This window comes from Salinisphaera sp. PC39, assembly GCF_040361335.1.
Taxonomy (GTDB): domain Bacteria; phylum Pseudomonadota; class Gammaproteobacteria; order Nevskiales; family Salinisphaeraceae; genus APNM01.
This window is the reverse complement of record NZ_APNM01000010.1, coordinates 21740-45717: the sequence shown is the minus strand read 5'-3', so window position 1 is coordinate 45717 and position 23978 is coordinate 21740. Positions and strand designations below refer to the sequence as shown.

Sequence of the window (23978 nt, the reverse complement as noted above, 5' to 3'; positions counted from 1 at the left end):
CCGACCGACGCGGCGCGGGGGACACCGCGGACATTCACATGTGATCGCGGGGCAGCGAACGCTCGATGTTGTGCGAGTGGACCCGCCGGTCGCCCTCGTAACCGTCCATCTCCGCGCGTAAATGGAAGTGGGTGGCGTCGGATGTCAGCACGGTGCGTGTGCGCACGGTCACCGACCAGTCATCCCGCGACAGGCCGCGCACGGACTCGGTCTCGCCGCGCACGCTGTCGTAGTCGTTGCCGGTATGGCTGTACCACTCGCTGGTGGCGATCCGCATCGCCAGGTCGATGTCGTCGATGGTGAAGGCGCCCTCGTCCTTCTTGACCTCCAGGGTGGCGCGGTCTGCGGCCAGGTCCCGGTGGACGTTCCAGGCGTAGTCGCGTGGTTGCAGCAGCGTGGTCTCGGAGACCGGCGCCGCCCGCGGCGGGCCGGGCTGGCGCAGGGCCTCATCCGCCTCGCGGCCGCGGCGCACGGGCAGCACCAGATCGCTGCCGGCGGCGTCCACGGTCAGCCGCGGCGGCGCCGGCGCCGGCCACACCACCGGCCAGTAGGAGGTCGACACCGAGACCCGGATGCGATGCCCGGCCGGAAACTGCTGGGCGATGTCGTTGAGTTGCACACGCACATCGTGGAAACGACCGGGCGCCAGCGACTCGGGCTCGGCGTGACCGTCGCGGTGGGTCAGGTTGAGCAGGCCGTAGGTGACTCGCGTCGCCTCCTCGTTCTCGGCGATGTCCGACAGACGAACCGCCACCATGGCCACCGGGCGGTCCGATGCGATCCGCAGCCGCACCTCCGGCGCGCCCAGGATCTCGACCGGCCCGGTCAGCGGCTCGCTGTCGAACACCAGCGAGCCGCCGTCCTCCTCGCGCTGGTCGTGCGGCAGGTCCGGGGTCGCCGTGAACGAGCACCAGCGTCCCGCGAACAGCCCCACCGACAACGGCGACTGGATCGGCAGTTCGCCGCTGCCCTCCGGGCTGCCGGGACCGCCGACCCGGCCCCGGCGCAGGGGATGGACGCGGTGCTCGACATTGGCGGACGGCCAGCCGGGCTCGCCGACCCAACGTCCGGCGCGCACCCGCAGGTTGGTGTCCGGGGGCGCCGACTCCTGCATCCAGGCGCGCAGCATGGGCTCGGCCTCGACGCCGGTCTCGATGTCCTTCAGCCAGCGGTCCCACCAGCGCAGGGCCTCGCCCAGGAAATCGATGGCCGGGCCGGGGCGACCCTCGTGCGGGTACTTGTGACCCCAGGGCCCGATCAGGCCCATACGCGGCACCCGCAGGTTCTCCAGCAGGCGGAACACGGCGTTGGAATAGCCGTCGGCCCAGCCCGAGACGGCCATGACCGGCACCTGGACGGCATCGTAATCCTCGTTGACGGACCCGTGCCGCCAGTAGTCGTCGCGGCGCTGATGGCCCAGCCATTGCTCCAGCCAGAAGCCGCTGCGCGCCATCCGCTCGTGCCAATCGCGGCGCCAGCGCTGGCCGGCGAGCGCCGGGTCCGGCGGCAGGGCAGTGTGGCTGTACATGGTCGAGGCCCAGGACAGGTTGTCGGCCAGCAGGCAACCGCCCATGTAATGGACATCGTCGGTGTAGCGGTCGTCCGTGGAGCAGGCCGTGATCACGGCCTTGAGCGGCGCCGGGCGCCGGGCTGCGAGCTGCAGACCGTTGAAACCGCCCCAGGAGATGCCGATCATGCCCACGCGGCCGTCGCACCAATCCTGGGCCGCGATCCAATCCAGCACCGCCTCGCCGTCGTCCAGCTCCTGCGGCAGGTACTCGTCGGTAAGCAGGCCCTCGGAATCCCCGCTGCCGCGCAGGTCCACCCGCAGGCAGGCGTAGCCATGCCCGGCGAAATAGGCGTGCATGGCATCGTCGCGCAGCCGCGTGAAATCCCGCTTGCGGTAGGGGATGTACTCGAGGATCGCGGGCACCGGGGCGTCCCCGGCCCCCTCCGGCAGCCAAGCGCGCGCCGCCAGCCGCGTCCCGTCCGGCATCGGGATCCAGAGGTTCTCGACCCGACGCACGCGGTACGGGAACTCCCGCACGATCTCGGTACCTGTCCGCCGGTCCGCGCTCATGCCGCCTCCCGGACCGTGTCCAGACCGAACGACAGCATCTCCGAGGCGCGGCGGTACTTCGCCAGGATGTCGCGCTGGCTGTCGCCGCCGATGAACACCTGGGCCAGGCAGAAGGTGTAGCTGTCCTGGTCCATCATGTCGGACAGGTCGGCGTCCTCGCGCGCCAGGATCTGGATCTTGGTGCCCGGGATGGCGCGTTCGACGCGGCGCACCTCCTCGGCCGACGGCACGCGGGTCACGCGGGCGTCGCCGTAGGTGCGGAGGAAAAACTTGCCGGCCACCCGGAACTCGCCCGCGTCGTGCCGGAACCGCGGCTCGCGGCCGAGCGCGAGATCCACCGCGACCTCTTGGTTGGAGGTACCGTCCACCTTCTCGAACAGGTCGCAGTGGGACTCCGAGATGCGCGTGTTGATCTCCAGCAGCCAGACCTTGTCGCGCCGCCGGTCCCAGAAGAACTCCATGTTGAACGGCGCGTTGTCGTAGCCGACATGTCGCATGAAGCGGGTCGCGACCGCCTTCATCTCGTCGGTCACCCGCCGCGGCAGGCTGGACGGGTACTGGTAGCGACCGAACGACGAGCGGTTGGCGTGCCGGATGGAATCGATCACGCCGTAGACGTGGACCGCGCCGTCGTGGACGTAACCCTCCAGCGTGCACTGCCGGCCGCCGATGATGCCCTCGGCGATGCAGTGGCCGCCGCCGATATCCGCGACCTCCGGCGGCCGGTCGATCCGCTCCAGGAGGTTGTCGAAGGGCGCCGCGAAGCGCGAGATCTCGGCGCGCATCCGGGTCATGGCCTCGTGGAAATCCGCCGGCGACCCGATACGGAAGCCGAGATAGGAAGAGAACGACTTGATCGGCTTGACCCAGAAGGGGTAGCCGACCTCGTCCTCCAGGCGCCGCAGGGCATCGTCGTCGAACGGATCGAAAGCCGCGAACGGCGGCGCGTACTCGGGGACCACCTTGGCCTGCTCGACCCGCGCCCAGTACTTGTGCTCACAGCGCAGCACCGCGGACAACGGGGCCGAGGGCAACCCGAACTCGCGGGCCAGGATCGGCACCATGGTGCTCACCGGGAAGTCGATGTAATGGATGATGCCGTCGACACTCCCCGGGAAGGCGCGCAACCGCTCGCGCGCGTGCTCCAGGATCTGCTCGATCGGGTACTGCTTGCGCTCGACCAGCTCGGACTCGTCGAGCAACCGATGGAACTCGATATCCTCGGCCCCACGCACCTGCTCCAACATCCGCAGGTTGAAGTCGTTGAGGCCGAAGACGAAGACGTTCCTCTTCGCCATTTGGCTTCTCCGCTTCGTCGAAACTTCGATAGCCATCATTGATCGTGACGAACAAGAGATTATTCAAGAGCTATCGATGAAGCGGGACGCGAACCATAAAAAAGGCCCTCCGGAGAGGGCCTTCGCGACAGCGGGGGTTGGGCGCCCGTCAGACGCCGGCGGTCTGCTGCTGTCGCTGCATGTCCTCCAGCAGACGCCGCGAGACGGCCCGCGAGAGCATCTCGTGCGCCCGCTCGATGGCATGATCCAGCGCCTCGTGGCGGACCTTGAAGTTGCGGTGGGCCCGCTGTTTGAGCTCGTCCAGGGTCGGCAGCTCGGGCATCGCGATCTCGGCCAGGTAGGCCTCGGCCTCGTCCCACTTGTGCCGGGCCATGCCGCGCAGGTCCTCCATCACATGGCTGCCTTCCCAGCGCTGCCGGATGTTGGCGGCGATCTTGTCCACCGGGAAGCCGTCGGCGATGTACACCGCGCACTTGTCGATGATCTTCTGGGTGGGCGCCTTCTCGTTGGCCAGGATGCTCTTGGGCGGCTGCCGCAGGTCCCGCACCAGGCCGACCGCGGACAGGGCCTTGAGCAGGTAGTAGGTCACGTCGACCTCCCACCAGAAGAAGCCGTTGCGCGCGGTCGAGGGGTAGTAGTGATGGTTGTTGTGCCAACCCTCGCCCAGAGTGATGATCGCCAGCAACCAATTGTTCCGGGAATCGTCGCCAGTCAGGTAACGCTGACGCCCGACCATGTGGTTGAGCGAGTTGACGGTGAAGGTGGCGTGATACACCAGCACCGTGGACAGGAAAAAGCCCACGAACAGGCCCGACCAGCCGGCCACCAGCCAGCAGATCACGGCCAGGATCAGGCCCGGCGCGTACTGGTTCCGCTCCAGCCAGCGCAGTTCCGGGTACTTGCTGAAGTCCTGGATCAGGTCCATGTCGGGATGGGTGCGCGCCTCGCGGTAGACCCAGCCGACGTGGGCGTCGAAGGTGCCGTATTGGCGCGGCGAATGCGCGTCCTCGGGCATGTCCGAGTCGCGATGGTGCTCGCGGTGCTTGGCGGCCCACCACAGCGGCCCCTTCTGCATCGCGGTGGCGCCGAGCAGCGCCATGACGAACTGGAACGCGCGGCTGGTCTTGTAGCCGCGGTGGGAAAAGTAGCGATGATATCCCCCGGTGATGCCGAACACGCGGGCCACGTACAGACCCACGCACAGCGCCACCGACTCGACCGTGAACCCGGTCCACCAGATGCCGATCAGCGCGACGTGCATCAGCGCGAACGGGATGAACTGCGGCCAGTTGAAGTCGTCCGACAGATCCGGGTTGAGGGGGAATTTCCTAGCGTCGCTCATGGCGGCAACAAACCTCGATTTCATGCACCTTGCCCGCTTCCGCCCGGGCCTCTGCCCCGGCGGTCGCAAACTGGATCAGTATCGCATATTACGCGGGCCGACGACACGAGGGATGCGCCCCTGTTGTATGCTTCGCGCGCGATACGCGAGCACACTGAGACCATGCACGAGATCATCGGGTTCCCCATCGACCGCGATCAAGCCGCGCGGCTGCGCGACGTGGCCCAGCGCCTGCGGACCGTCGACGCCGCCGACCTGCCGCGGCGCGAGACCGCCGAGCTGGTGATCCAGATCATGACCACGGGCCTGGATTTCCATTTCCGGCGGCCGGTGCGCGCCCTCGGCGCCGGTTCCACCCTGCGCCGGGTCGTGGACATGGCGGTAAACGCCGGCAGCCGGGCCGCGGGCGGCGCGATCCGCCGGGTGATGCGCGGTCTCTCGCCCGAGCAGATGCGCCACGTGGCGGACTACCTGGAGGAGGCCGCCCATCGGGTTCCCGCGGGAGCGTCGCGATGACCGCCGATGCCTTCTTCCGGCCGGCCGGCGACACCTTCGCCGCCACCGAGCTCACGCGCGGTCCCTGGAGCCCCGACCACCAGCACGCCGGCCCGCCGGCCGCGCTGATCGCGCGCGCCGTGGAGCGGGCACTGCCGGCGGACATCCCCATGCAGGTGGCACGGATGACCCTGGAGATCCTGCGGCCGGTACCGATCGCCGAGCTGACCGTGGCCACCGAAGAGTCGCATGGCGGACGCCGGATGCGGCTCATAGAGGCCGAGCTGCGGGCCGGCGACACAGCCCTGATCCGGGCCCGGGCGCTGGCCCTGCGCACCGCCGATCTTCCGGTGCCGCCGGCGACGGACCCGGCGGAACCGCCGCGACCGCCGGCCGAGTCGGAGGCCTTCGAGTTCCCCTTCTTCACCGCCGATGTCGGCTATCACACGGCCATGGAGATCCGCGTGGCCCGCGGCGAATTCGGGCGCGGCGCGATGGCCGGTTGGATGCGCATGCGGGTGCCGCTGGTGGCGGGCGAGGAACCGACGCCGCTGCAGCGGGTGATGACCGCGGCCGACTCCGGCAACGGGCTCAGCCTGGTGCTCGACCTGCGCCGCTTCACCTTCGTGAACCCGGACCTGACCGTGCACCTGCACCGGCTGCCCGCGGGCGAATGGGTCTGTCTGGACGCCGTGACGACGCCGCAGTCCAACGGCGTCGCCCTGGCCGATTCGCGGCTCTACGATGAACGCGGCCCCATCGGACGCGCCGCCCAGTCGTTGATCGTGCAGTCGCGCTGAGCCGGCGCTCCTTGGAGGTTTTTTACGAAACGCGGCGAGCAAAGGCAGACGGTGGGCCGGGACAAGCAAAGCGTTCCCGACATTCGCCGGAAACGGGCCAGACGGCCCTTGTGCCAGCCTACCCCTGCTGAAGTGAACCACAGAGACACAGAGGCACGGAGATAAAAGGGCATGAAGCCTTTTGAAGCTCTCCTGTCCCTGAATCTCTTGTCTCTTTTCGTTGTTGTTGTTCTTTAACTCTGCGCCTCTGAGTCTCTGTGGTTAAAAACTCTTCGCCTCCGTGCGCCTCTGTGGTTTCATGTCCCGTCAACCAAGGCCTGGGTCCGATCGGCGGGAGCCTGGCTACTGGCCGGACGGCTCACTCATACCGGTTGATTTTGTAGACACCCTCTTAGCAACCCATCGACGCGGCCTTACAATTGGCAGCATGACACGCCTCGCGACCGTCCTGCTCACATTCGCCGCCCTGATCGCGGGCGGCTACGGCGTGCTGCGTCTCGGCGACGGACCGGACACGGGCGCCGGGGAGGCCACGCCGCCGGCATCCGAGTCCGGCGGGGAACCGGCGCCAGTCATCCTCTGGCCCGAGACGGACGACGAAACCGCGGCCGAGCCGAAGCGGCCGCTGACCACGGAACTGGCGCCGGACTCGCTGCCGGCGACCGGCGGCGACGCCCGCGCGGCACTGGCCGAACGCCCCTACCTCGAGCTCGACCTCACGCCCCGCGAGATCGCCCGGCCGGAGCTGGAGACGCTCAACCTGTTCGATCCGCGTTACAACACGCGCGGCGTGATCCAGCGCCGCTGGCTGACCGAGAACTTCGGGCTCCAGGGCGGCTTCGGCTACAGCGAGAACGAGGAGAGCAAGGAGCGTGACGTGGCGGTGGGCGTCGGCTTCGTCTTCACCTACTGACCGCCGCCGGCCGGCGATACCAGTCAGCGACGCTGACCAGCGCGAGGCCGGCGACGATGCAGCCCAGTCCGAGACCGTTGGTCGCGGTGATCGGCTCGCCCAATGACACCGCCGCGGCGATGCTGCCCACGACCGGCACCGCCAGGGTCGCCAGGGACGTGGTGATGGCGGGCAGGCTCTGGGTCACCGTGATCATCCCCCAGAAGCAGAAGGCGGTCGCCGCCGGACCGTTGTAGAACAGGATCACCGCCAGGGTCGTGCCCGGCACGATATCGGCGCTGTCCTCCAGCAACAGGGCCAACGGCAGCAGCACCGCCGTCGCCAGCGTAAATTGCCAGAAGCCCAGGGTCAGCGGCGAACTGTCGCCGTGGTATCCCCGCACGAGCACGATCAGGGCCGCCCACAGAAAGGCGGCGCACAGCAGCAGGCCGTTGCCCAGCAGCACCTGCGGGTCGCTCCAGTCGAAGCCCAGCGGATTGAACAGCACCGCCACGCCGGTCATGCCCAGGAGCATGCCCAGCGCCTTGAGCGGCGCCAGCCGCTCGCGCAGGAACAGCGCCGCCATGGGCAGCACCCAAAGCGACGTGGTGTAGGCCAGGATCGCGGAACGCCCGGCGGGCACGTACTGCAGCGCCGTGTTGACCAGGGCCAGGAAGCCGGCCATCTGCAGCAGCCCGACGCCCAGCACCAGCGGCATGTCGGCCCGGGTGGGCAGACGGAAGGAACCGACGGCGGCGGCCACGATCCCCAGGGTGACGGCGCCCAGGCACATGCGCGCGGCGGCGAAATGCAGCGGCGGGATGAAATCGAGCCCGACCTTCATCACCGGCCAGTTGCATCCCCAGAGCACCACCACCAGGAAAAGCAGGGGCCAGGCCTTGCGCTGAGCTACCGCCATGATCGGCGCATCCTATTACCATTCGGCCGAGACCGGAAATCCAACCGGACATACGCTGCGTAACCAAGGCACGGGCAAAGCGCCTGTTACACTCTTACCCATACGACTTCAACCCGCCGACCGACCATGAGTCAGACGTTCAAAGGCATCCCGGTGATCTCGGGCAGCAAGATCGAGAAACCCAATGGCGTGCGCGCGATCAAGAACGGCATCAAGTCGCGGCGCGATTCCGCCGCCGTCCCGATAGGCCGCAAGCCCGACTGGCTGCGGGCGCGCCTGCCCTCCGGCCCCGGCTACGAGGCGGTCAAGCGCAATGTGCGCGAGCACAAGCTCGCCACCGTCTGCGAGGAATCCATGTGCCCCAACATCGGCGAGTGCTGGAGCCACGGCACCGCCACGCTGATGCTGATGGGCGATGTCTGTACCCGCGCCTGCAAGTTCTGCGCGGTGGACACCGGCAACCCGCGCGGCTGGCTCGACGAGAACGAGCCCGCGGCCTGCGCCGACTCGGTGCAGATCATGGGGCTGAAGTACGTGGTCCTGACCTCGGTCGACCGCGATGACCTGCCCGACGGCGGCGCCGCCCACTACGCCGCCTGCGTGCGCGAGGTGAAGCGGCTCAACCCCGAGACCCGGGTCGAGGCCCTGACCCCGGACTTCGGCGGGCATTTCGAGCACGTGGAGACGGTGGTCGACTCCGGCCTCGACGTGTTCGCCCAGAACGTCGAGACCGTGCGCCGTCTCACGCACAAGGTGCGCGACCCGCGCGCGGGCTACGACAAGACCCTGTCGGTGCTCGAGCATTCCAAGCGCCACCGGCCCGACGTGCTCACCAAGACCAGCCTGATGCTGGGCCTGGGCGAGACCGAGGACGAGATCGTCGAGACCCTGGACGACCTCAAGGCCATCGGCGTGGACATCGTCACCTTCGGCCAGTACCTGCGCCCGACCGTGAACCATCTCCCGGTGGAGCGCTACGTGCCGCCCAAGGACTTCGAGAAGTACCGTCAGTGGGGCCTCGCCCGCGGTTTCCTGGAGGTCGTCTCCGGGCCGCTGGTGCGCTCGTCCTACCGCGCCGACCGCGTCTTCGACAAGAACAACTGCGGCCTCGCCGAGTCGGCCTGATCCGGCGGCGCCGGATGCGCCGGGCGACGGGCGATCCGGAAACGACCATCACGCACGGGGGAGAACCATGACGCGGAACGTCATCGTGACCGGCGGCAGCGGCGGTATCGGCCTGGAGACGGCGAAGGCCCTGGCCGCGGCCGGGGATGCCGTGATCCTTACCGGCCGCGACCCAAACAAGCTGCAAGACGCCGTGGCGACGGTGAATGCCGGCGCCACCGGACCCCGGTCCGAGGGCCTGCCCCTGGACATGGGCGATTTCGAGGCCGTGCGCGCCTTCGCCGACGACATCGGCAACCGCCTGCCGGCGATCGACGTGCTGGTGCTCAACGCCGGGCTCTACACCCGCAAGCTGCATACCCTGCCCAACGGCTACGAGGCCATGATCGGGGTGATGCACCTGGGCCACTTCCTGCTCGCCAATCGCCTGCTGGAGCGGCTGCTGGCGGCGCCGGCACCGCGCGTGATTCTCACCAGCTCGGTCGCGCACAAGACCGGCCGCATCGACTTCGAGAGCTTCACCGATCCGCGCCGCCATCGCATTGGCTTCTCGGGCTACGCCCAGGCCAAGCTCGCGAACCTGATCTTCGCCCGCGAGCTGGCCCGCCGTTACGGCGATCGCGGCCTGACCGCCAACGCCTTCCACCCCGGTGCGGTGGCCACCGGCATCTGGCGCGAGCTGCCGCAGCCGATCCCCTGGCTCGCCGACAAGCTCATGATCACCCCGGCCCAGGGCGCCGACACCGCGATCTGGCTGGCCACAGCCGACGAGGCGCGCGGCATCAACGGCGAATACCTGGTCAACCGCCGCATCGCCAAGAGCTCGGCCCGCAGCCGCGATCCCGAGCTGGCGCGGCGGCTGTGGACGGAGAGCGAGCACATGTCCGGACTGACCTGAGGGCCCGGATACGAACAACCGACGGTTGTCGATTGACAACCAAAAATTCCGACTTACACTAGGGCCTGTTAACCCTTCCCCCGCGGGCCGCGTTGCAGTCCAAAATCGTGTCAGCCAAGGCGCGTGGCGCCGCGCCTTGGCCGGGTGCCAAGACCAAGCCACGCAACGCCGGATGGCACGATTTTGGGCGCAACCCTGCGGGACGGCGGCCATTTTCCCGCAATCCTGCGTTGCCGCTCGCTCGCGTAAGCCCGCTACGCCACGCTCCCGGCGTCTTGTCTTGCGACAAAATGGCCACCGGCGCGGCCCGCGCGGGAAGGGTTAACAGGCCCAAAGGCATGGAACGCCGCAAGCGCCACAAAGACAAGGACGTACAGGCCGCGACCGACTACGCCCTGGCCGCGGGCCGGCGGCTGGTTCCGGTGGACAAGAGCGCGCACGCCTTCGGCAAGTTGCGCTGCCCCCCACAACGACGCCGCCTGCCGGAACGGCCAGTTCTGCTCAAACGCCATCTGGGGCACGCCGCGGGATCCGGCAGGCCATGCCAGGGCGATCCGCCGCTGGGTCGACAACTGTTCGCACCGGGACACACCACCGAAGCACCGATGAGCGCCGAGTACGAATTCACATTGAAATTCGCGTTGCCGGCCCCGGCCGGCGACCCGGAAACCCATCTCGACGCGCTGTTCGAGGCGGGGTGCGACGACGCCATGGTGGGTCTGGGTCAGCATGGCTCGATCGGTCTCGACTTCTGCCGGCACGCCGACAGCGCCCCGGCGGCACTTGCTTCGGCAATCCGGGATGTGCGGCGCGCGATCCCGCGGGCCAGACTGATCGAGGCCGCCCCGGACCTGATCGGCCTGTCCGAGATCGCCGAGCTTCTCGGCTGTTCGCGTCAAAATACCCGCAAGATCGTGACCGGCCGGCGCGGCGGCTTCCCGCCGCCAGCGCATACCGGCGGACATGCGTCACTGTGGCATCTGGTCGATGTGCTCGACTGGGCGGAAGGCGAGGGTGCCCGCCCCGTCACCGCGGAGAACCCGCGCCGGCTGTACGAACTCGCCACGGCGTCGGCATCGGCCAACGCTTCGATCCAGTACGCCCGTTATGGCAGACGCCGGGGTAACGCGGAGATTCCGCCCGAAGCCTCCTGATCCTGACGGCAGCCGCGGGTCAGACCCGCCTGAGCGCCTCCTCCACCAGCCACAGCCGGTCCTGGCCCCAGGTCGCCAGATTGCCCGCGCGGAAGCTGGGCACGCCCCACAATCCCAGTTCCGTCAGGGCCTCGCGGTTGGCCTCGGCGTAGCGGGGAGCGGCATCGGGCGGGTAGCGGTCGACCACGTCCGCGTCGAGCCCGGCCGCGGCCAGGACACGGCGCATGACCCGCGCTTTGCGCACCGGCCGGCCCTCGGCCCAGACGGCCCGGCCGACCGCCCGCAGGAAGGGCACTTCCTCGCCCCGCTCCGCGAAATGCGGGAACAGGGCCAGGCAACGCTCCACGCCCCCGCCCAGCGGATCGGCCAGCCGGCCGAAGGGCACGCCCAGACGATCGGCCTCGCGCTTGGTGTCGCGCACGATGTACAGCCGCTTGGCGCGCGGCACCTTGAGGCCACGCATCACCATGGGCAGCACCGGCCGCACGTTCAGGCGCACGCCGTGGCGTTCCGCGACCGCGGCGACGGCGTCCACGGCGATGTAGGAATACGGGCTGCGGAAGCTGAAGAAGAAATCGAGCTCGTCGGCACGGCCGGTCGCCGCCGGCAGGGCGGCGCGGGACGGATCGAGCCGCGTCAGCGGCTGGTCACCGTGTACCCGCCCGAGGCCACGCAGGCGTGCCTCCAGGTAGGGCAACCGGTCCAGGGCCCAATACCACTCGCCGCGGAAATGCCACATGCCGCCCTGGTAATGGCCCCGCGCCTGCAGTTCGGCCAAGTTCTTCGCCAAGACGGCGTCGGGGTCCGGCGCGGGGGTGAGTTCCGCGAGGGCGTCGCGGTGGCCGGCCCACAGGGCGGCCGTGACCACCCGCTCCCACGCCAGGAACTGGTCGAGATCGGCGGCCCCCAGCAGGGCGCGCTCGCCGGCCTCGCGCAAGTCCGGCTCGGGCAGACGCGCGGCCGGCGGTATCGCCAGCCCCCAGGCCGGCGCCACCCGTTGCGCATCGAGTAGAGCGTAGGGCGGCCCCAACTCGGGCGCGGCGTTGCTGCCGTCCGCGGCCGGAGGCACCACCACGACCCGGAAGTCGGCATCCACGCGCTCGCGCAGCCCCGGCAGCAACTGCGCGCACAGATGCGACCAGGCGTCGCCCGCCTGGTAGTAGAGCGTGATCTCCGGCCGGGCGAGGCGCAGGGCGGCGCCGGCGTCGGCCGCGAGCCGGCGTGCCGCCGCCAGCCGCGGCGATACGATCAGGCCCGCGACACGGGCGCCGGTCGTGGCCATCAGGCGCCCATCGCCTCGACCGCGAGGGCGGTGGCCTCGCCCCCGCCGATGCATAGCGAGGCGACGCCGCGCCGGCCGCCGCGCGCGGCCATGGCGGCCAGCAGGGTCACGACGATGCGGGCGCCGGAGGCACCGATCGGGTGGCCCAGGGCGCAGGCACCGCCGTTGACGTTGACGATGTCGTGCGGCAGGTCCAGTTCGCGCATCGCCGCCATGGCGACCACGGCGAAGGCCTCGTTGATCTCGTACAGGTCGACGTCGCCGGCGGACCAGCCCAGCGTCTCGTTGAGACGCCGCATGGCCGCCACCGGCGCGGTGGTGAACCAGCCGGGCTCCTGCGCGTGCGAGGCGTGGCCGAGGATTCGCGCGATGGGCGTCACGCCGCGGCGCTCGGCCTCGCTCTCGGGCATCAGCACCACGGCCGCGGCGCCGTCCGAGATCGAGCTGGCGTTGGCGGCGGTGATGGTGCCGTCCGGCTTGAACGCCGGCTTCAGGCCCGGAATCTTGTCCTTGTTGGTGGCGAAGGGCTGTTCGTCGCGGTCCACGGTCACGCGGCCCTTGCGCCCCGCGATCTCCACCGGCGTCATCTCGGCGGCGAAGGCGCCGTTCTCGCTGGCCGCCCGCGCCCGTTCCAGGGAGGCGACGGCGAAGGCGTCCTGGTCCTCGCGCGAGAATGCGTACTTGGCCGCGCAATCCTCGGCGAAGCTGCCCATCAGCCGGCCCTTGTCGTAGGCATCCTCCAGGCCGTCCAGGAACAGATGGTCCTTGAATTCGCCGTGCCCCAGGCGTAGGCCGCCGCGGGCACGCGGCACCAGGTAGGGCGCGTTGCTCATGCTCTCCATGCCGCCGGCCACCACGATCCGCGCGCTGCCGGCGCGGATCAGGTCGTGACCCAGCATGATCGCCTTCATGCCGGAACCGCACATCTTGTTGACGGTGGTGCAGCCGGCCGCCAGCGGCAGCCCGGCGCCCAGCGACGCCTGGCGGGCGGGGGCCTGGCCCTGACCGGCGCCGAGGACATTGCCCATGATCACTTCCTGGACATCCTCGGGCGCGACACCGGCCCGGGACACGGCCTCGCGCACGGCCACCGCGCCCAGGCCGGCGGCGGTCTCGGCACCCAGGCTGCCCAGCAGGCCGCCCATGGGGGTGCGGGCCATGCCCGCGATCACGATCGGTTCGTTGCTCATCGCTGGAATACTCGGTCTGCTCGGTCCTCGGGCCCGCCCCTTCCCCCGGCCGGGGAAAGGGGCGGCGTCAGGTCACTTGGGCTGCATGCGGATGGCGCCGTCCAGGCGGATGGTGGTGCCGTTGAGCATGGGGTTCTCGACGATGTCGCGCGCCATGCGCGCGTACTCCTCCGGCAGACCCAGGCGCGAGGGGAACGGCACCATCTGGCCCAGCGACTCGCGGACGTTCTCCGGCAGTTCGGCCATCATCGGGGTGTCGAACAGCCCCGGCGCGATGGTGACCACGCGGATGCCGTGACGCGCCAGTTCGCGCGCGATCGGCAGGGTCATGCCCACGACCCCGCCCTTGGACGCGGAGTAGGAAGCCTGGCCGATCTGGCCCTCGAACGCCGCCACCGAGGCGGTGTTGACGATCACGCCGCGCTCGCCGCCGGCGTCCGGCTCGTTCTCGGCCATGGCGGCCGCCGCCAGCCGGATCATGTTGAAGGTGCCGATGAGGTTGATCTGGACCACCTTGCTGAAGCCGGCCAGGGGCTGCGGCCCCTCCTTGCCCAAAACCTTGGCCGGGATGCCGATGCCCGCGCAGTTGATCAGGCCGTGGACGCCGCCGAAGGATTCGCGGCAGGCGTCGATCGCCGCCTGGGCCTGATCCTCGTCGGTCACGTCGCAGCGCACGAAGCGGCCGGCATCGCCCAGTTCCTTCGCCATCGCCTCGCCGGCGTCGGCGTTGACGTCGGCGATCAGCACGCGGGCGCCCTGCGCCGCGAGCGTGCGGGCCGTGGCCGCGCCCAGGCCGGAGCCGCCGCCGGTGATCACGAAAGCGCGTTTGTCGATATCCATGCTCTCCTCCTGTTCACTCTCTGGAATCGGCTCGCCGGTTCACGACGAACCCGCGTTTGTACCCTAACCGGCCGCCACCGCCAACGCTTGACAGGACGCCCGGCTTGCCATGCTATGGGCCGATCGTTTCCGCAACACCGCCCGACGGGCCAGCGCCCCGGCATGTCCAACGTCACAGCCAAACTCAAGAACGTCGTCGCCACCCCACTCCAATGGGCTGGTCTGGTCTGGGATTTCGCGATCATGGCGCTGGTCGCGGCGAACCTGACGCTGATCGTGTTCGACTCGTTGTTCGCCGTGGGCCCGATCGCGGACGCCATCGGCTCGCTGTCACCCGGCTTCCGCGACTGGTACGCGGGCACGGTGCACGAGAACTTCCGCATGATCGATCTGTACTTCGTGGCGATCTTCGCCACGGACGTGCTGATCGGCTGGGCCGTGGCCGCCTGGGAGCGCTACTACCACCGCTGGTTCTTCTACCCGTTCGTGCACTGGTACGACGTGCTCGGCTGCATCCCGCTGGCCGGCTTCCGCTGGCTGCGCGTATTGCGCGTGTTCGCCCTGATCGTGCGCCTGCAGCGCATGGGCCTGATCGATGTCCGCCGCTGGCGCGTCTACGCCTTCTTCAAGAAGTACTACGACATCCTCATGGAGGAATTGTCGGACCGCGTGGTCGTCAACATCCTCGACGGTCTGCAGATCGAGGTGCGCCGCGGCGGCGACCTGCCGCAACGAATCGTGCGCGACGTATTCCAGCCACGCAAGCGCCACCTGGCCGCCGCCGCGGGCGAGCGCATCGACCGCGCCGTGTCCCGCACCTACGACGCCAACCGCGACGAGATCCAGGCCTACGTGGGCGGGCTCGTGCGTCAAGCCGTCGAGGACAACGCCGCCATCCGGCGGTTGGAGCGGGTACCGATGCTGGGCGGCTACGTCGGCCGCACCTTGGAGGAGGCGATCCGCGACGCGGTCAACAGCGTCCTGGACGGGGCCGTCGCCAGCCTCGGCGAACCCGAGTTCCAGGACATGCTGGAACACATCGCCGACAGCGTGCTGGACATGCTGGCGGACGAGGAGGCGGAGGCCGATCCGCAACTGCGCGAGGCGGTGATCGAGGTGATCGATCTGCTCAAGGAACAGGCGCGCGTGCAGCACTGGAAGGATATCTACGCCTAGGGCCGTTGACCCCTGCCGCGTGGGCCGCGTTGCAGGCCCGCTAGTTCTCCTCGCCCTGCACCGCCTCGATCCGCACCAGCGGCTGGATGCGGCGCAGGCGCTCGACCGGGTCGCGGGTCGCCAGCAGGTCGTGCTTGGTGGCCGGATCGAAGGGCAGCAGCTCGGTGAGCCGCGCCGACAGCCAGCCGGCGGACTCGAAATCCTGACCGCGGCTGGCATAGGGCTCGCCGATGCGGGCGTACAGGGCGGCCGCCACCTGCTTTAGCGGCGCGAATTCCTCCGGGCAGGGCACGTCGCGATCCTCGGTCAGGAAGCGCACGGTGCCCCACCACAGGCCGTTGTCCGCCTGTCGCCGGTCCTGGAGCTCGAAGCGGCGCCGGCCTTCGACCGTGATCCCGAGCATGCCGTCGTCGAGCTGGTCGAAATCCACGATCTCGACCAGGGTGCCCACCGTACGCGGCGCGGCGGTGTGGGCGGTCTCGGAGCCACCCTCCAGCGGACACACGCCGAACCCGGTGTTGCCGCGCATGCAGATCCGTACCAGGTCGACATAGCGCGGCTCGAAGATGCGCAACGGCATGACGCCGCCCGGAAAGACCACGCTCGACAGCGGGAACAGCGGGTAGTCCGGCAGGTCCATCAGGCTCTCCGCGCGCGCCCGGCTCAACCCGCCCCCGATTCGGGATCCCGGAAGTTGCCCGGCCGCTTGGCCAGGGCCGCCTGCACGGCCTCCATCTGATTGGGCGAGCCGATCAGGGCCTGCTGCATGCGCGCCTCCTCGGCCAGGGCGGCGTCTTCGTCGATGGCCCAGGCGGTCTGGAACAAGCGCTTGGCACCGCGCACCGAATCCGGCGACTTGGTGGCGATCTCCGCGGCCAGGGCGCGGGCGGCGCCCAGCGGATCGTCCTCGGTCCGGGTCACCAGCCGCAGATCGGCGGCGGTCGCGCCGTCGACCACGCGGCCGGTGAAGGTCAGCTCCTTGGCCACGTCCAGGCCGACCACGTCCTTCAGGGTCACGGTCGCGGCCATGTCCGGGATCAGGCCCCACTTGACCTCCATGATCGACAGCCGCGCGTCCGGCGCCGCCAGGCGGATATCGCCGCCCAGGGCGAGCTGCAGCCCGCCGCCGAAGGCCGCGCCGTGGATCGCCACGATCACCGGCATCGGCAGCCGACGCCACACCATGGCGGTGTACTGGGCGGCGTTGGCGGGCTCGTCGGGCAGCTTCTGGAAAGCCGATTCCAGCCCCTGACCGGACTGCATGAAGCTGGGATAGTCGAGCCCCGAGCAGAAGCTGGGGCCGTCGCCGTGCAGCACCACGGCCCGCACGTCGCCCCGGTCGAGCAGGGCACGCCCGGCCTCCACGATGCCGTCGAACATCGCCTGGTCGAGGGCGTTGTGCTTGTCGGGCCGGTTGAGCCGCACCTCGGCGACCCCGTCGGCGATATCGGTGATCACGCGATCGGTCATGCTTCCTCCTGGACGGACGACACGGCATGCGCGGAGCATGCCCGGCACCCGCCAGCCTAGCCCCGCGACGCCGCAGTCACAACGGACAGCCCCCATTACCCGGGTGGACTTCGCGTCCCGCCACGGCTAAGTTGGCGCGCGGAAACCGCCGCAGGCACAGCAACGGGAGCCCCCGTGACCACGACCGTCACCGACGAAGACCGGGCCAGGATGCGCGAGCGCATCGCGTCGGTCTTCGCGCGCGCGATTCCGCACAACCAGGCCCTCGGCGCCGAGATCGCCGACTACGGCGAGGGCTGGGCCGAGGCGCGCCTGCCGTTCCGCGAAGACTTCGTCGGCGACCCCGACGCGGGTCTGCTCCAGACCAGCGTCGGCATCTCCCTGATCGACGCCACCTGCGGCCTGGCCGTGTTTCTGCGGCTGCCGGAGTACGCCTCCATCGCCACCCTCGACCTGCGCATGGAATACCTGCGGCCGGCGGTCGCCGGCGAAGCACTGCACGCCCGCGCCGAGTGCCACCGCCTCACCCGCAGCGTCGCCTTCGTGCGCGGGCAACTCCACCAGGGCGATCCCGAGCGCCCCACGGCCTTGTGCACCGCCACCTTCATCCGCACCGACGAACGCCGCGGCAAGAACCGATCGTGAGCACCTACGAACGCATCGCCGACGCCCTCGCGCGCCAGGACTACGCCGGCATGATCGACGCCGTGCCCTATGCCCGCTACCTGGACATGCGGGTCGAGCCGGCGGCGGACGGCCGCCACTACCGCATGCCCTACCGCGACGACCTGATCGGCAACATGCGCATCCCCGCCCTGCACGGCGGCGCCGTCGGCGGCTTCATGGAACAGGCCGCCCTGTTCGAGGCCCTGATCTCGCAATCCCAGCGCCGCATCCCGCGCGTGATCGACTTCGGCATCGACTACCTGCGCTCCGCCCGCGCCGAGGACCTGCTCGCCGCCTGCATCGTGGTCCGCCAGGGCCGCCGCGTCGCCCAGGTCCGCGCCGAGGCCTGGCAAAGCGACCCCGACAAGCCCGTCGCCGCCGTGCGGGCGGTGTTCCTGCTTCAGGATATCGACTGAGCGATACCATCCGGCCGCGCGATGCGCCCGGCCGCCCGCCCCGATCCCGGCGGCGACTTGCCCGTCCGGCGCCGAGCCCCGAAGATAGCGGGCATACGGAATCAACCGGATACATCGATGACCCGCGTGCGCAACGCCATTCTCGACGACCTGATCAATCTCCTGGACCTGGAGCCGCTGGAGGTGAACCTGTTCCGCGGCGGCTCCCGCGATCTCGGCGGCAAGAGCGTGTTCGGCGGGCAGGTGCTGGGGCAGGCCATGGTCGCGGCGGCGCGTACCGTGGAGGAAGAGACGCCGCATTCGCTGCACGCCTATTTCCTGCGCCCTGGCGACATGGAGGCCCCGATCGTCTACGAGGTGGACCGCATCCGCGACGGGCGCAGCTTCGTCGCGCGCCGGGTGCAGGCGATCCAGCACGGCCGTCCGATCTTTTCCATGCTGGCCTCCTTCCACAAGGACGAGGAGGGCCTGTCGCACCAGGCGCCGATGCCGGACGTGCCGCCGCCCGAGGAGCTGACGCCGGAGCACGAGCTGCGCCGCCGCTGGCTGGAGGAAGCCGGCGACCTGCCGGACCGGGCGCGCAAGGCGCTGACCCGCGAGCTGGCGATCGAATTCCGGCCGGTGGAGCCCTGGAACCCGCTGGCGCCGGACAAACGCGCGCCGTTCCAGAACATCTGGTTCCGCGCCGGCGGACCGCTGCCGGACAAGCCGATGCTGCACCGCTGCGTGCTGGCCTACGCCTCCGACTTCAACCTGCTGATGACGGCCATGCTCCCGCACGGCGTCTCATTCATGCAAAAGAACATGATCGTGGCCAGCCTGGACCACGCCCTCTGGTTCCACCGCCCGGTGGTCGCCGACGAGTGGCTGCTGTACGCCATGGACAGCCCCTGGTCGCAGTCCTCGCGCGGCCTGTCGCGGGGCCTGATCTACAACCGCGACGGCGAGCTGGTCGCCTCGGTGGCCCAGGAAGGGCTGATGCGGCAGATCCAGGGTGAGCGTCGAAGCGACGACTGACGGGGCCTACCGGCGCTGGCGCCGGATCCTGGCCGACCACCGCCTGCCCGCCGCGGTGGTCGACCTGGAGGTCTTCGACGCCAACGCCCGCGCCATCCTGGAGCGGGCCGGCGGCCTGCCGGTGCGCATCGCCTCCAAGTCGGTGCGCTGCACGGCGCTGCTGCGGCGGCTGTTGGACAGCGACTCCCGCTTCCGCGGACTTATGTGCTTCACCGCCGGCGAGGCGGCCTGGCTGGCGGATCGCGGCTTCGACGACCTGCTGGTGGCGTACCCGAGTACCACCCACCACGACATCGCCGCCGCCTGCCGCGCCACCGCCGCCGGCGCGCGGATCGTTTTGACCGCGGACAGCGAGGCGCATTTGCGCCTATTGTCGGCCATCGCCGCCGATCATGGCGTCAAATTGCCGGTTTCCGTCGAGATCGACCTGTCACTGCGCCTGCCCGGCCTGACCTTCGGCGCCCTGCGCTCGCCGCTGCGCGAGCCGGCCACGGTCGCGGCCGTGGCGCGGGCGGCGGCCGCGGATCCGCACCTGGAACCGGCCGCGATCATGGGTTACGAGGCCCAGCTCGCGGGCGTACCCGACGCCGCGCCCGGGCAATGGCTGCAGAACCGGCTGGTGCGTCTGCTCAAGCGCATCTCTCGACACCGCATTCGCCAGCGCCGCGAAGCGATCCTGGGGGCGCTGGACGCCGCCAACCTGCGGCCGGCCATCGTCAACGCCGGCGGCACCGGCAGCCTTGAGTTCTCGCGCGGACTCGCGGGGGTCACCGAGGTCACCGCCGGCTCCGGCTTCTACAATCCGCTGCTGTTCGACGCCTACACGGGCTTCCGGCACCGGCCGGCGGCCGGCTTCGCCCTGCCGGTGTCGCGGCGCCCGGGTCCGGGCATGGTCACCTGCCTGGGCGGCGGCTATCCGGCCTCGGGCGCGGCCGGCGAGGACCGGCTGCCCCGGCCCTGGCTGCCGGCGGGGGCGCGGCTGTCGCCGCTGGAGGGGGCGGGGGAAGTGCAGACGCCGGTGTTCTACGACGGACCGGAGACGCTCGAACTGGGCGATCCGGTGCTGTTCCGGCACGCCAAGGCGGGGGAATTGTGCGAGCGCTTCGACCAGCTGCTGCTGGTGGAAGGCGAAGAGATCGTGGACGAGGTGCCGACCTACCGCGGGGAGGGGCAGTGCTTTCTCTGAGCCACGCCTCGCCGGCGCCCGAGGAGGGAGAAACGCATGAGCACGTGGCGTAACTGGTCCGGCGCCGTCACCTGCCGCCCGCACGGCATCGAGCGGCCGGCCGACGAGGACGGCGTGCGCGCGGCGATCGCGGCCGCGCACGAGCGGGGCGGCGTGGTGCGGCCGGTGGGGGCCGGCCATTCGTTCACGCCGTTGTGCGCCACCGGCGACACCCTGTTGTCGCTGGATCGCCTGGCCGGGGTGCACGACATCGACGGCACCCGCGTGCGCGTCGGTGCCGGCACCCGCCTCGGGACACTCAACGAGGCGCTGGCGGAACGGGGCCTGGCCATGGCCAACCTCGGCGATATCGACGTGCAGGCGATCGCCGGGGCCGTCGCCACCGGCACCCACGGCACCGGGGCCGGCTTCGGCAACCTCGCCACGCAGGTCGCCGGCATGCGGCTGGTCACGGCCGACGGCGAATCGCTGTGGTGCGATCGCGACGAGAACCCCGAGATATTCCACACCGGGCGCATCCACCTCGGCGCCCTGGGCGTGGTCACCGAGCTGGCCCTGGACTGCGTGCCCGCCTACCGGCTGCGCTACCGCGGGGAGCGCGCGAGACTGGACGAGACCCTGGCACGCCTGGACGAATTCAACGCCAACCACCGCAACTTCGAGTTCTACTGGTTCCCGCACACGGCCACCGTGCAGCGCAAGTTCCTGGACGCCACCGACGAGCCGGCCACGGGCGGCCAGTGGCGCCGGCGGCTGCAGGACCTGGTGGTGGAGAACGGTGCCTTCTGGCTGCTATCCGAGGCCGTGCGGCGCCTGCCCGGGGCCGATCGGCCGGTGGCACGGCTGGCGGCGGCGACGGTACCCACCCACCGCCAGATCCGGCCGGCCCACGAGATCTATGCCACCAAACGCCTGGTGCGCTTCAACGAGTGCGAGTACAACCTGCCGGCGGCGGCCCTGCCGGAGGCCCTGAAGGCGCTGGCGGCCATGATCGAGCGCAAGCGCATCCGGGTGCACTTTCCCGTGGAGTGCCGCTTCGCGGCGGCGGACGACATCCCCCTGTCGCCGGCCCACGGCCGGGCCTCGGCCTACATCGCCGTGCACATGTACAAGGGCATGGATCATGCCGCCTATTTCCGCGAAGCGGAAGCGATCTTCGACGATTTCGACGGCCGGCCGCACTGGGGGAAGATGCATGCCAAGACCGCCCACGACTTCGCCCGCCTATACCCCGAGTGGCCGCGCTTCCTGGACCTGCGGCAGCGGCTGGATCCGGACGGCCTGTTCCTGAACGAACATCTGCGGACCCTGTTCTGAGACCGGCCGCGGATTGACCGCGAAAACGACAAAGGTTACTTTTCGGATACAGAATCGAGCGGCCCCGAGGCCGCCTCATGCCGCCGCCCGGGTGGCGGCACCATCCTCATGGGAGGAGGGGGAAGTCTCCGATGCGTTACCCATTCCCGCGGCGCGCGGGTATCGCGCTGTGCACGACGGCGGCCGTCCTGCTGGCCGGCTGCAATTCCGGCGGCAGTGGCGGCGGCCTGTCCGGCGATGCCGCCGATCTCGGCGTCGAACCGGTCAATCTCGAATGGACGGATTACGGACGCGAGGCGTCCCATCCCGGCACCGCCGCGCTGGACGAGCAGTTCGTGACCATGAGCGACGGCGAGCGCATCGCCGTCAACGTCACCCTGCCGGCCGACGCGCAAGGCGAGCCGGTCGCCGGCCCGGTGCCCACCATCCTCACGCTCACCGGCTACAACAAGAACATCCCGGCAATCCCGGCCAGCAACGAGTTCCTGATCCGCCGCGGTTACGCCCATGTCTCGGTGGACGTGCGCGGCACCGGCAACTCCACCGGCAACTGGGAGGCGTTCAGCGAGCGCGAGCAGCAGGACTACCTGGAGATCATGGAGTGGGTGGCGGCACAGCCCTGGTGCGACGGCAACGTCGGCACCTGGGGCGCCTCCTTCATGGGCATCACCCAGCTCTTCACCGCGGCCCACCAGCATCCGGCGCACAAGGCAGTGTTCGCGATCGTGCCCATGGGCGACGCCTACCGCGACATCGTGTTCACCGGCGGCCAGACCAACGTCGGCTTCATCCCGCTGTGGATGGGCCTGGTCACGGCCCTCGGCGCGATCCCGCCACAGGCGCTGGCCACCGACCCGGCCCTGGGCACCGAGATTCTCCTGGACCACGTGCTCAACGCCCTGACCAACTTCACCGTGCCCACCATCGCCAACGCCGTGATCGGCGGCGGCCGCAACTACGACAGCGAGTTCTGGCGCACCCGCAGCCCCCTGGAGGTGACCGACCGCATCGACATCCCCACCTTCATCGTCGGCGGGTTGAACGACATCTTCCAGCGCGGCGAGCCCCTGCTCTACGAGGCGCTCCGCGACCGGGTCGACAGCAAGCTGCTGATCGGCCCCTGGCAGCACCTGGGCGGCTCCTCCGGCGAGGGCCTGCCGGCCGACGGCGTCCCCGATCTGGATCACCTGGCCCTGCGCTGGTTCGACCGCTACCTGCGCGGCATGGACACCGGCGCCGAGACGGCGCCGCCGGTCACCCAGTACTACTATGGCGCGGAGCGCTACGTCACCGCCGCCGACTGGCCGCATCCCGAGGCCCGCGCCACGCGCCTGTACCTGCAGCCCGACGGCGGCCTGGACTCCGCGGCGCCCACGATCGACGAGGGCAGCCGGCTGGTGCTGCAGCAACCCGTCAACGGCCTGTGCTCGGCCAGCACCAGCCAGTGGACCGCCGGCATCCTGGGCCTGACGATGCTGCCCTGCTTCGAGGACAACCGGCTGACCGAGACCCTGGAGCTGACCTACACCACGGCGCCGATGACCGAGGACTTCGCGATCAACGGACCGATCCAGGCCGACATCTGGCTATCGACCACGGCCCTGGACGCCGGCGTCGTGGTACGCGTGACCGACGTCGCCCCGGACGGCGGCTCGCGCGAGCTGACCAACGGCATCCTCACCGCCTCGCTGCGGGCCGTGGACGAGGACGAGTCGCGCTACCTGGACGGCGAGATGATCCAGCCGTGGCATCCGTACACCGCCGAATCCCGGCAGACGATGACACCGGGCGAGGTGGTGCACCTGCCGATCGAGGTCTTCCCCACCAGCGCGGTAATCCGGGAAGGCCACCGTCTGCGGGTGACGGTGGGGGCGAGCGACTTCCCGCACGGCCTGCCGCCGCTCACCGACCTGGTGGACCAGCTCGCCGGCGTGATGACCGTCTACAGCGACGCCGAACGACCCTCCAGCGTGGTGTTCCCGACGGTGCCGTTGTCGGCGCTGGGGAGTGAATAATCCACTGATTTCACGGATTGCGCGGATTTCGAAGCGGCAAACAATCCGCCGATGACGCCGATGAACGCAGAGGGTCATGTCGTGAAAACGCAGGGCATTTTATCCGGCATTCAGGGGCATAGGTTGGGCTAGAGAATGCTTCGCTGGATCCCGGATGAGATGCGTCGCGTCTCTCCGGGATGACGGGTAACGAGCAGGCTCTCTTGCTCTGCGTCCATCGGCGTCCTCTGCGGATTACTCTCGATCCTGCCTCGGGCAAAGAAATAATCCACCGATTTCACGGATTGCGCGGATTTCCAATCGGTTTGTTCTTCTAATCGGTGTCCATCTGCGTAATCTGTGGATTGCCTTCGACCCCGCCTCAAGCAAGGAATAATCCACGGATGTCACGGATTACGCC

Annotated in this window: 22 protein-coding genes; 13 read left to right on the top strand and 9 right to left on the bottom strand. The window is 69.7% G+C overall.

The genetic code is table 11. From position 1 onward, the window contains the following. Positions 1–34 precede the first annotated feature (34 nt). From PC39_RS11015 to PC39_RS11005, 3 genes are all read right to left on the bottom strand, one after another. Positions 35–1996 (bottom strand): CocE/NonD family hydrolase, encoded by a 1962-nt coding sequence (locus PC39_RS11015; RefSeq protein WP_502950877.1) that lies wholly within the window; start codon positions 1994–1996, stop codon positions 35–37. Positions 1997–2076: 80 nt separating this feature from the next. Next, on the bottom strand, positions 2077–3378 hold the full coding sequence (locus PC39_RS11010; RefSeq protein ID WP_353253441.1) for an ATP-grasp domain-containing protein: 1302 nt from the start codon (positions 3376–3378) through the stop codon (positions 2077–2079). A gap of 148 nt (positions 3379–3526) precedes the next feature. Next, positions 3527–4720 carry an acyl-CoA desaturase gene (locus tag PC39_RS11005; protein WP_353253440.1) on the bottom strand — a complete coding sequence of 398 codons (1194 nt, stop codon included), beginning with the start codon at positions 4718–4720 and terminating at the stop codon, positions 3527–3529. 162 nt (positions 4721–4882) lie between these two features. Here PC39_RS11005 and PC39_RS11000 point away from each other — a divergent pair, with 162 nt between their 5' ends. The 3 genes from PC39_RS11000 (at position 4883) to PC39_RS10990 (ending at position 6928) form a co-directional block, all read left to right on the top strand. Then, the gene (locus tag PC39_RS11000) at positions 4883–5236 is read left to right on the top strand and encodes a hypothetical protein (protein WP_353253439.1); all 354 of its coding nucleotides are present in this window, start codon (positions 4883–4885) and stop codon (positions 5234–5236) included. After that, entirely contained in the window at positions 5233–6015 is a 783-nt protein-coding gene (locus PC39_RS10995; protein ID WP_353253438.1) for a thioesterase family protein, read from the top strand. The genes PC39_RS11000 and PC39_RS10995 overlap by 4 nt, the downstream gene beginning before the upstream one ends. Positions 6016–6442: 427 nt before the next feature. After that, complete coding sequence (locus PC39_RS10990; RefSeq protein ID WP_353253437.1) at positions 6443–6928, top strand: hypothetical protein; 486 nt, start codon at positions 6443–6445, stop codon at positions 6926–6928. On the opposite strand, the gene PC39_RS10985 is transcribed toward PC39_RS10990, so the two are convergent. Then, the gene (locus tag PC39_RS10985; RefSeq protein ID WP_353253436.1) at positions 6918–7826 is read right to left on the bottom strand and encodes a DMT family transporter; all 909 of its coding nucleotides are present in this window, start codon (positions 7824–7826) and stop codon (positions 6918–6920) included. The genes PC39_RS10990 and PC39_RS10985 overlap by 11 nt on opposite strands. Positions 7827–7952: 126 nt before the next feature. On the opposite strand from PC39_RS10985, the gene lipA reads away from it, so the two are divergent. The 3 genes from lipA (at position 7953) to PC39_RS10970 (ending at position 11003) form a co-directional block, all read left to right on the top strand. Continuing rightward, positions 7953–8951: a lipoyl synthase gene (gene lipA, locus PC39_RS10980; RefSeq protein ID WP_353253435.1), complete on the top strand. Its 999-nt coding sequence runs from the start codon at positions 7953–7955 to the stop codon at positions 8949–8951. A 67-nt stretch (positions 8952–9018) separates the two neighbouring features. Next, positions 9019–9849, top strand: a complete 831-nt coding sequence (locus tag PC39_RS10975) for an SDR family NAD(P)-dependent oxidoreductase (RefSeq protein WP_353253434.1) — start codon at positions 9019–9021, stop codon at positions 9847–9849. Between the two features lie 338 nt (positions 9850–10187). Further along, complete coding sequence (locus tag PC39_RS10970) at positions 10188–11003, top strand: helix-turn-helix transcriptional regulator (protein WP_353253433.1); 816 nt, start codon at positions 10188–10190, stop codon at positions 11001–11003. A gap of 19 nt (positions 11004–11022) precedes the next feature. Here PC39_RS10970 and PC39_RS10965 read toward each other — a convergent pair whose 3' ends face one another. The 3 genes from PC39_RS10965 to PC39_RS10955 form a co-directional block, all read right to left on the bottom strand. Beyond that, positions 11023–12285, bottom strand: coding sequence for a DsbA family protein (locus PC39_RS10965; RefSeq protein ID WP_353253432.1), 1263 nt, complete (start codon positions 12283–12285; stop codon positions 11023–11025). Continuing rightward, entirely contained in the window at positions 12285–13475 is a 1191-nt protein-coding gene (locus PC39_RS10960; protein WP_353253431.1) for an acetyl-CoA C-acyltransferase, read from the bottom strand. The genes PC39_RS10965 and PC39_RS10960 overlap by 1 nt, the downstream gene beginning before the upstream one ends. 72 nt (positions 13476–13547) lie before the next feature. Next, a complete protein-coding gene (locus PC39_RS10955; protein WP_353253430.1) occupies positions 13548–14315 on the bottom strand; it encodes a 3-hydroxyacyl-CoA dehydrogenase in 768 nt (255 codons plus the stop codon). Between the two features lie 162 nt (positions 14316–14477). Between PC39_RS10955 and PC39_RS10950 the strand changes: the two genes are divergently transcribed. Continuing rightward, positions 14478–15491, top strand: coding sequence for an ion transporter (locus tag PC39_RS10950; protein ID WP_353253429.1), 1014 nt, complete (start codon positions 14478–14480; stop codon positions 15489–15491). A gap of 40 nt (positions 15492–15531) precedes the next feature. Here PC39_RS10950 and PC39_RS10945 read toward each other — a convergent pair whose 3' ends face one another. Together PC39_RS10945 and PC39_RS10940 are read right to left on the bottom strand one after the other, a co-directional pair. Beyond that, positions 15532–16131 carry an LON peptidase substrate-binding domain-containing protein gene (locus tag PC39_RS10945; RefSeq protein WP_353253428.1) on the bottom strand — a complete coding sequence of 200 codons (600 nt, stop codon included), beginning with the start codon at positions 16129–16131 and terminating at the stop codon, positions 15532–15534. 23 nt (positions 16132–16154) lie between these two features. After that, complete coding sequence (locus PC39_RS10940; protein WP_353253427.1) at positions 16155–16961, bottom strand: crotonase/enoyl-CoA hydratase family protein; 807 nt, start codon at positions 16959–16961, stop codon at positions 16155–16157. 174 nt (positions 16962–17135) lie between these two features. Here PC39_RS10940 and PC39_RS10935 point away from each other — a divergent pair, with 174 nt between their 5' ends. The 6 genes from PC39_RS10935 (at position 17136) to PC39_RS10910 (ending at position 23578) form a co-directional block, all read left to right on the top strand. Continuing rightward, positions 17136–17606, top strand: coding sequence for a PaaI family thioesterase (locus PC39_RS10935; RefSeq protein WP_353253426.1), 471 nt, complete (start codon positions 17136–17138; stop codon positions 17604–17606). After that, complete coding sequence (locus tag PC39_RS10930; protein ID WP_353253425.1) at positions 17603–18043, top strand: PaaI family thioesterase; 441 nt, start codon at positions 17603–17605, stop codon at positions 18041–18043. Before PC39_RS10935 ends, PC39_RS10930 begins: the two co-directional genes overlap by 4 nt. 117 nt (positions 18044–18160) lie before the next feature. Then, positions 18161–19060, top strand: coding sequence for an acyl-CoA thioesterase II (gene tesB, locus PC39_RS10925; RefSeq protein ID WP_353253424.1), 900 nt, complete (start codon positions 18161–18163; stop codon positions 19058–19060). Then, the gene (locus tag PC39_RS10920; RefSeq protein WP_353253423.1) at positions 19038–20246 is read left to right on the top strand and encodes an amino acid deaminase/aldolase; all 1209 of its coding nucleotides are present in this window, start codon (positions 19038–19040) and stop codon (positions 20244–20246) included. Before tesB ends, PC39_RS10920 begins: the two co-directional genes overlap by 23 nt. A 36-nt stretch (positions 20247–20282) precedes the next feature. Then, complete coding sequence (locus PC39_RS10915; RefSeq protein WP_353253422.1) at positions 20283–21563, top strand: D-arabinono-1,4-lactone oxidase; 1281 nt, start codon at positions 20283–20285, stop codon at positions 21561–21563. Positions 21564–21694: 131 nt separating this feature from the next. Beyond that, positions 21695–23578 carry a CocE/NonD family hydrolase gene (locus tag PC39_RS10910; protein WP_353253421.1) on the top strand — a complete coding sequence of 628 codons (1884 nt, stop codon included), beginning with the start codon at positions 21695–21697 and terminating at the stop codon, positions 23576–23578. Positions 23579–23978: the final 400 nt, after the last annotated feature.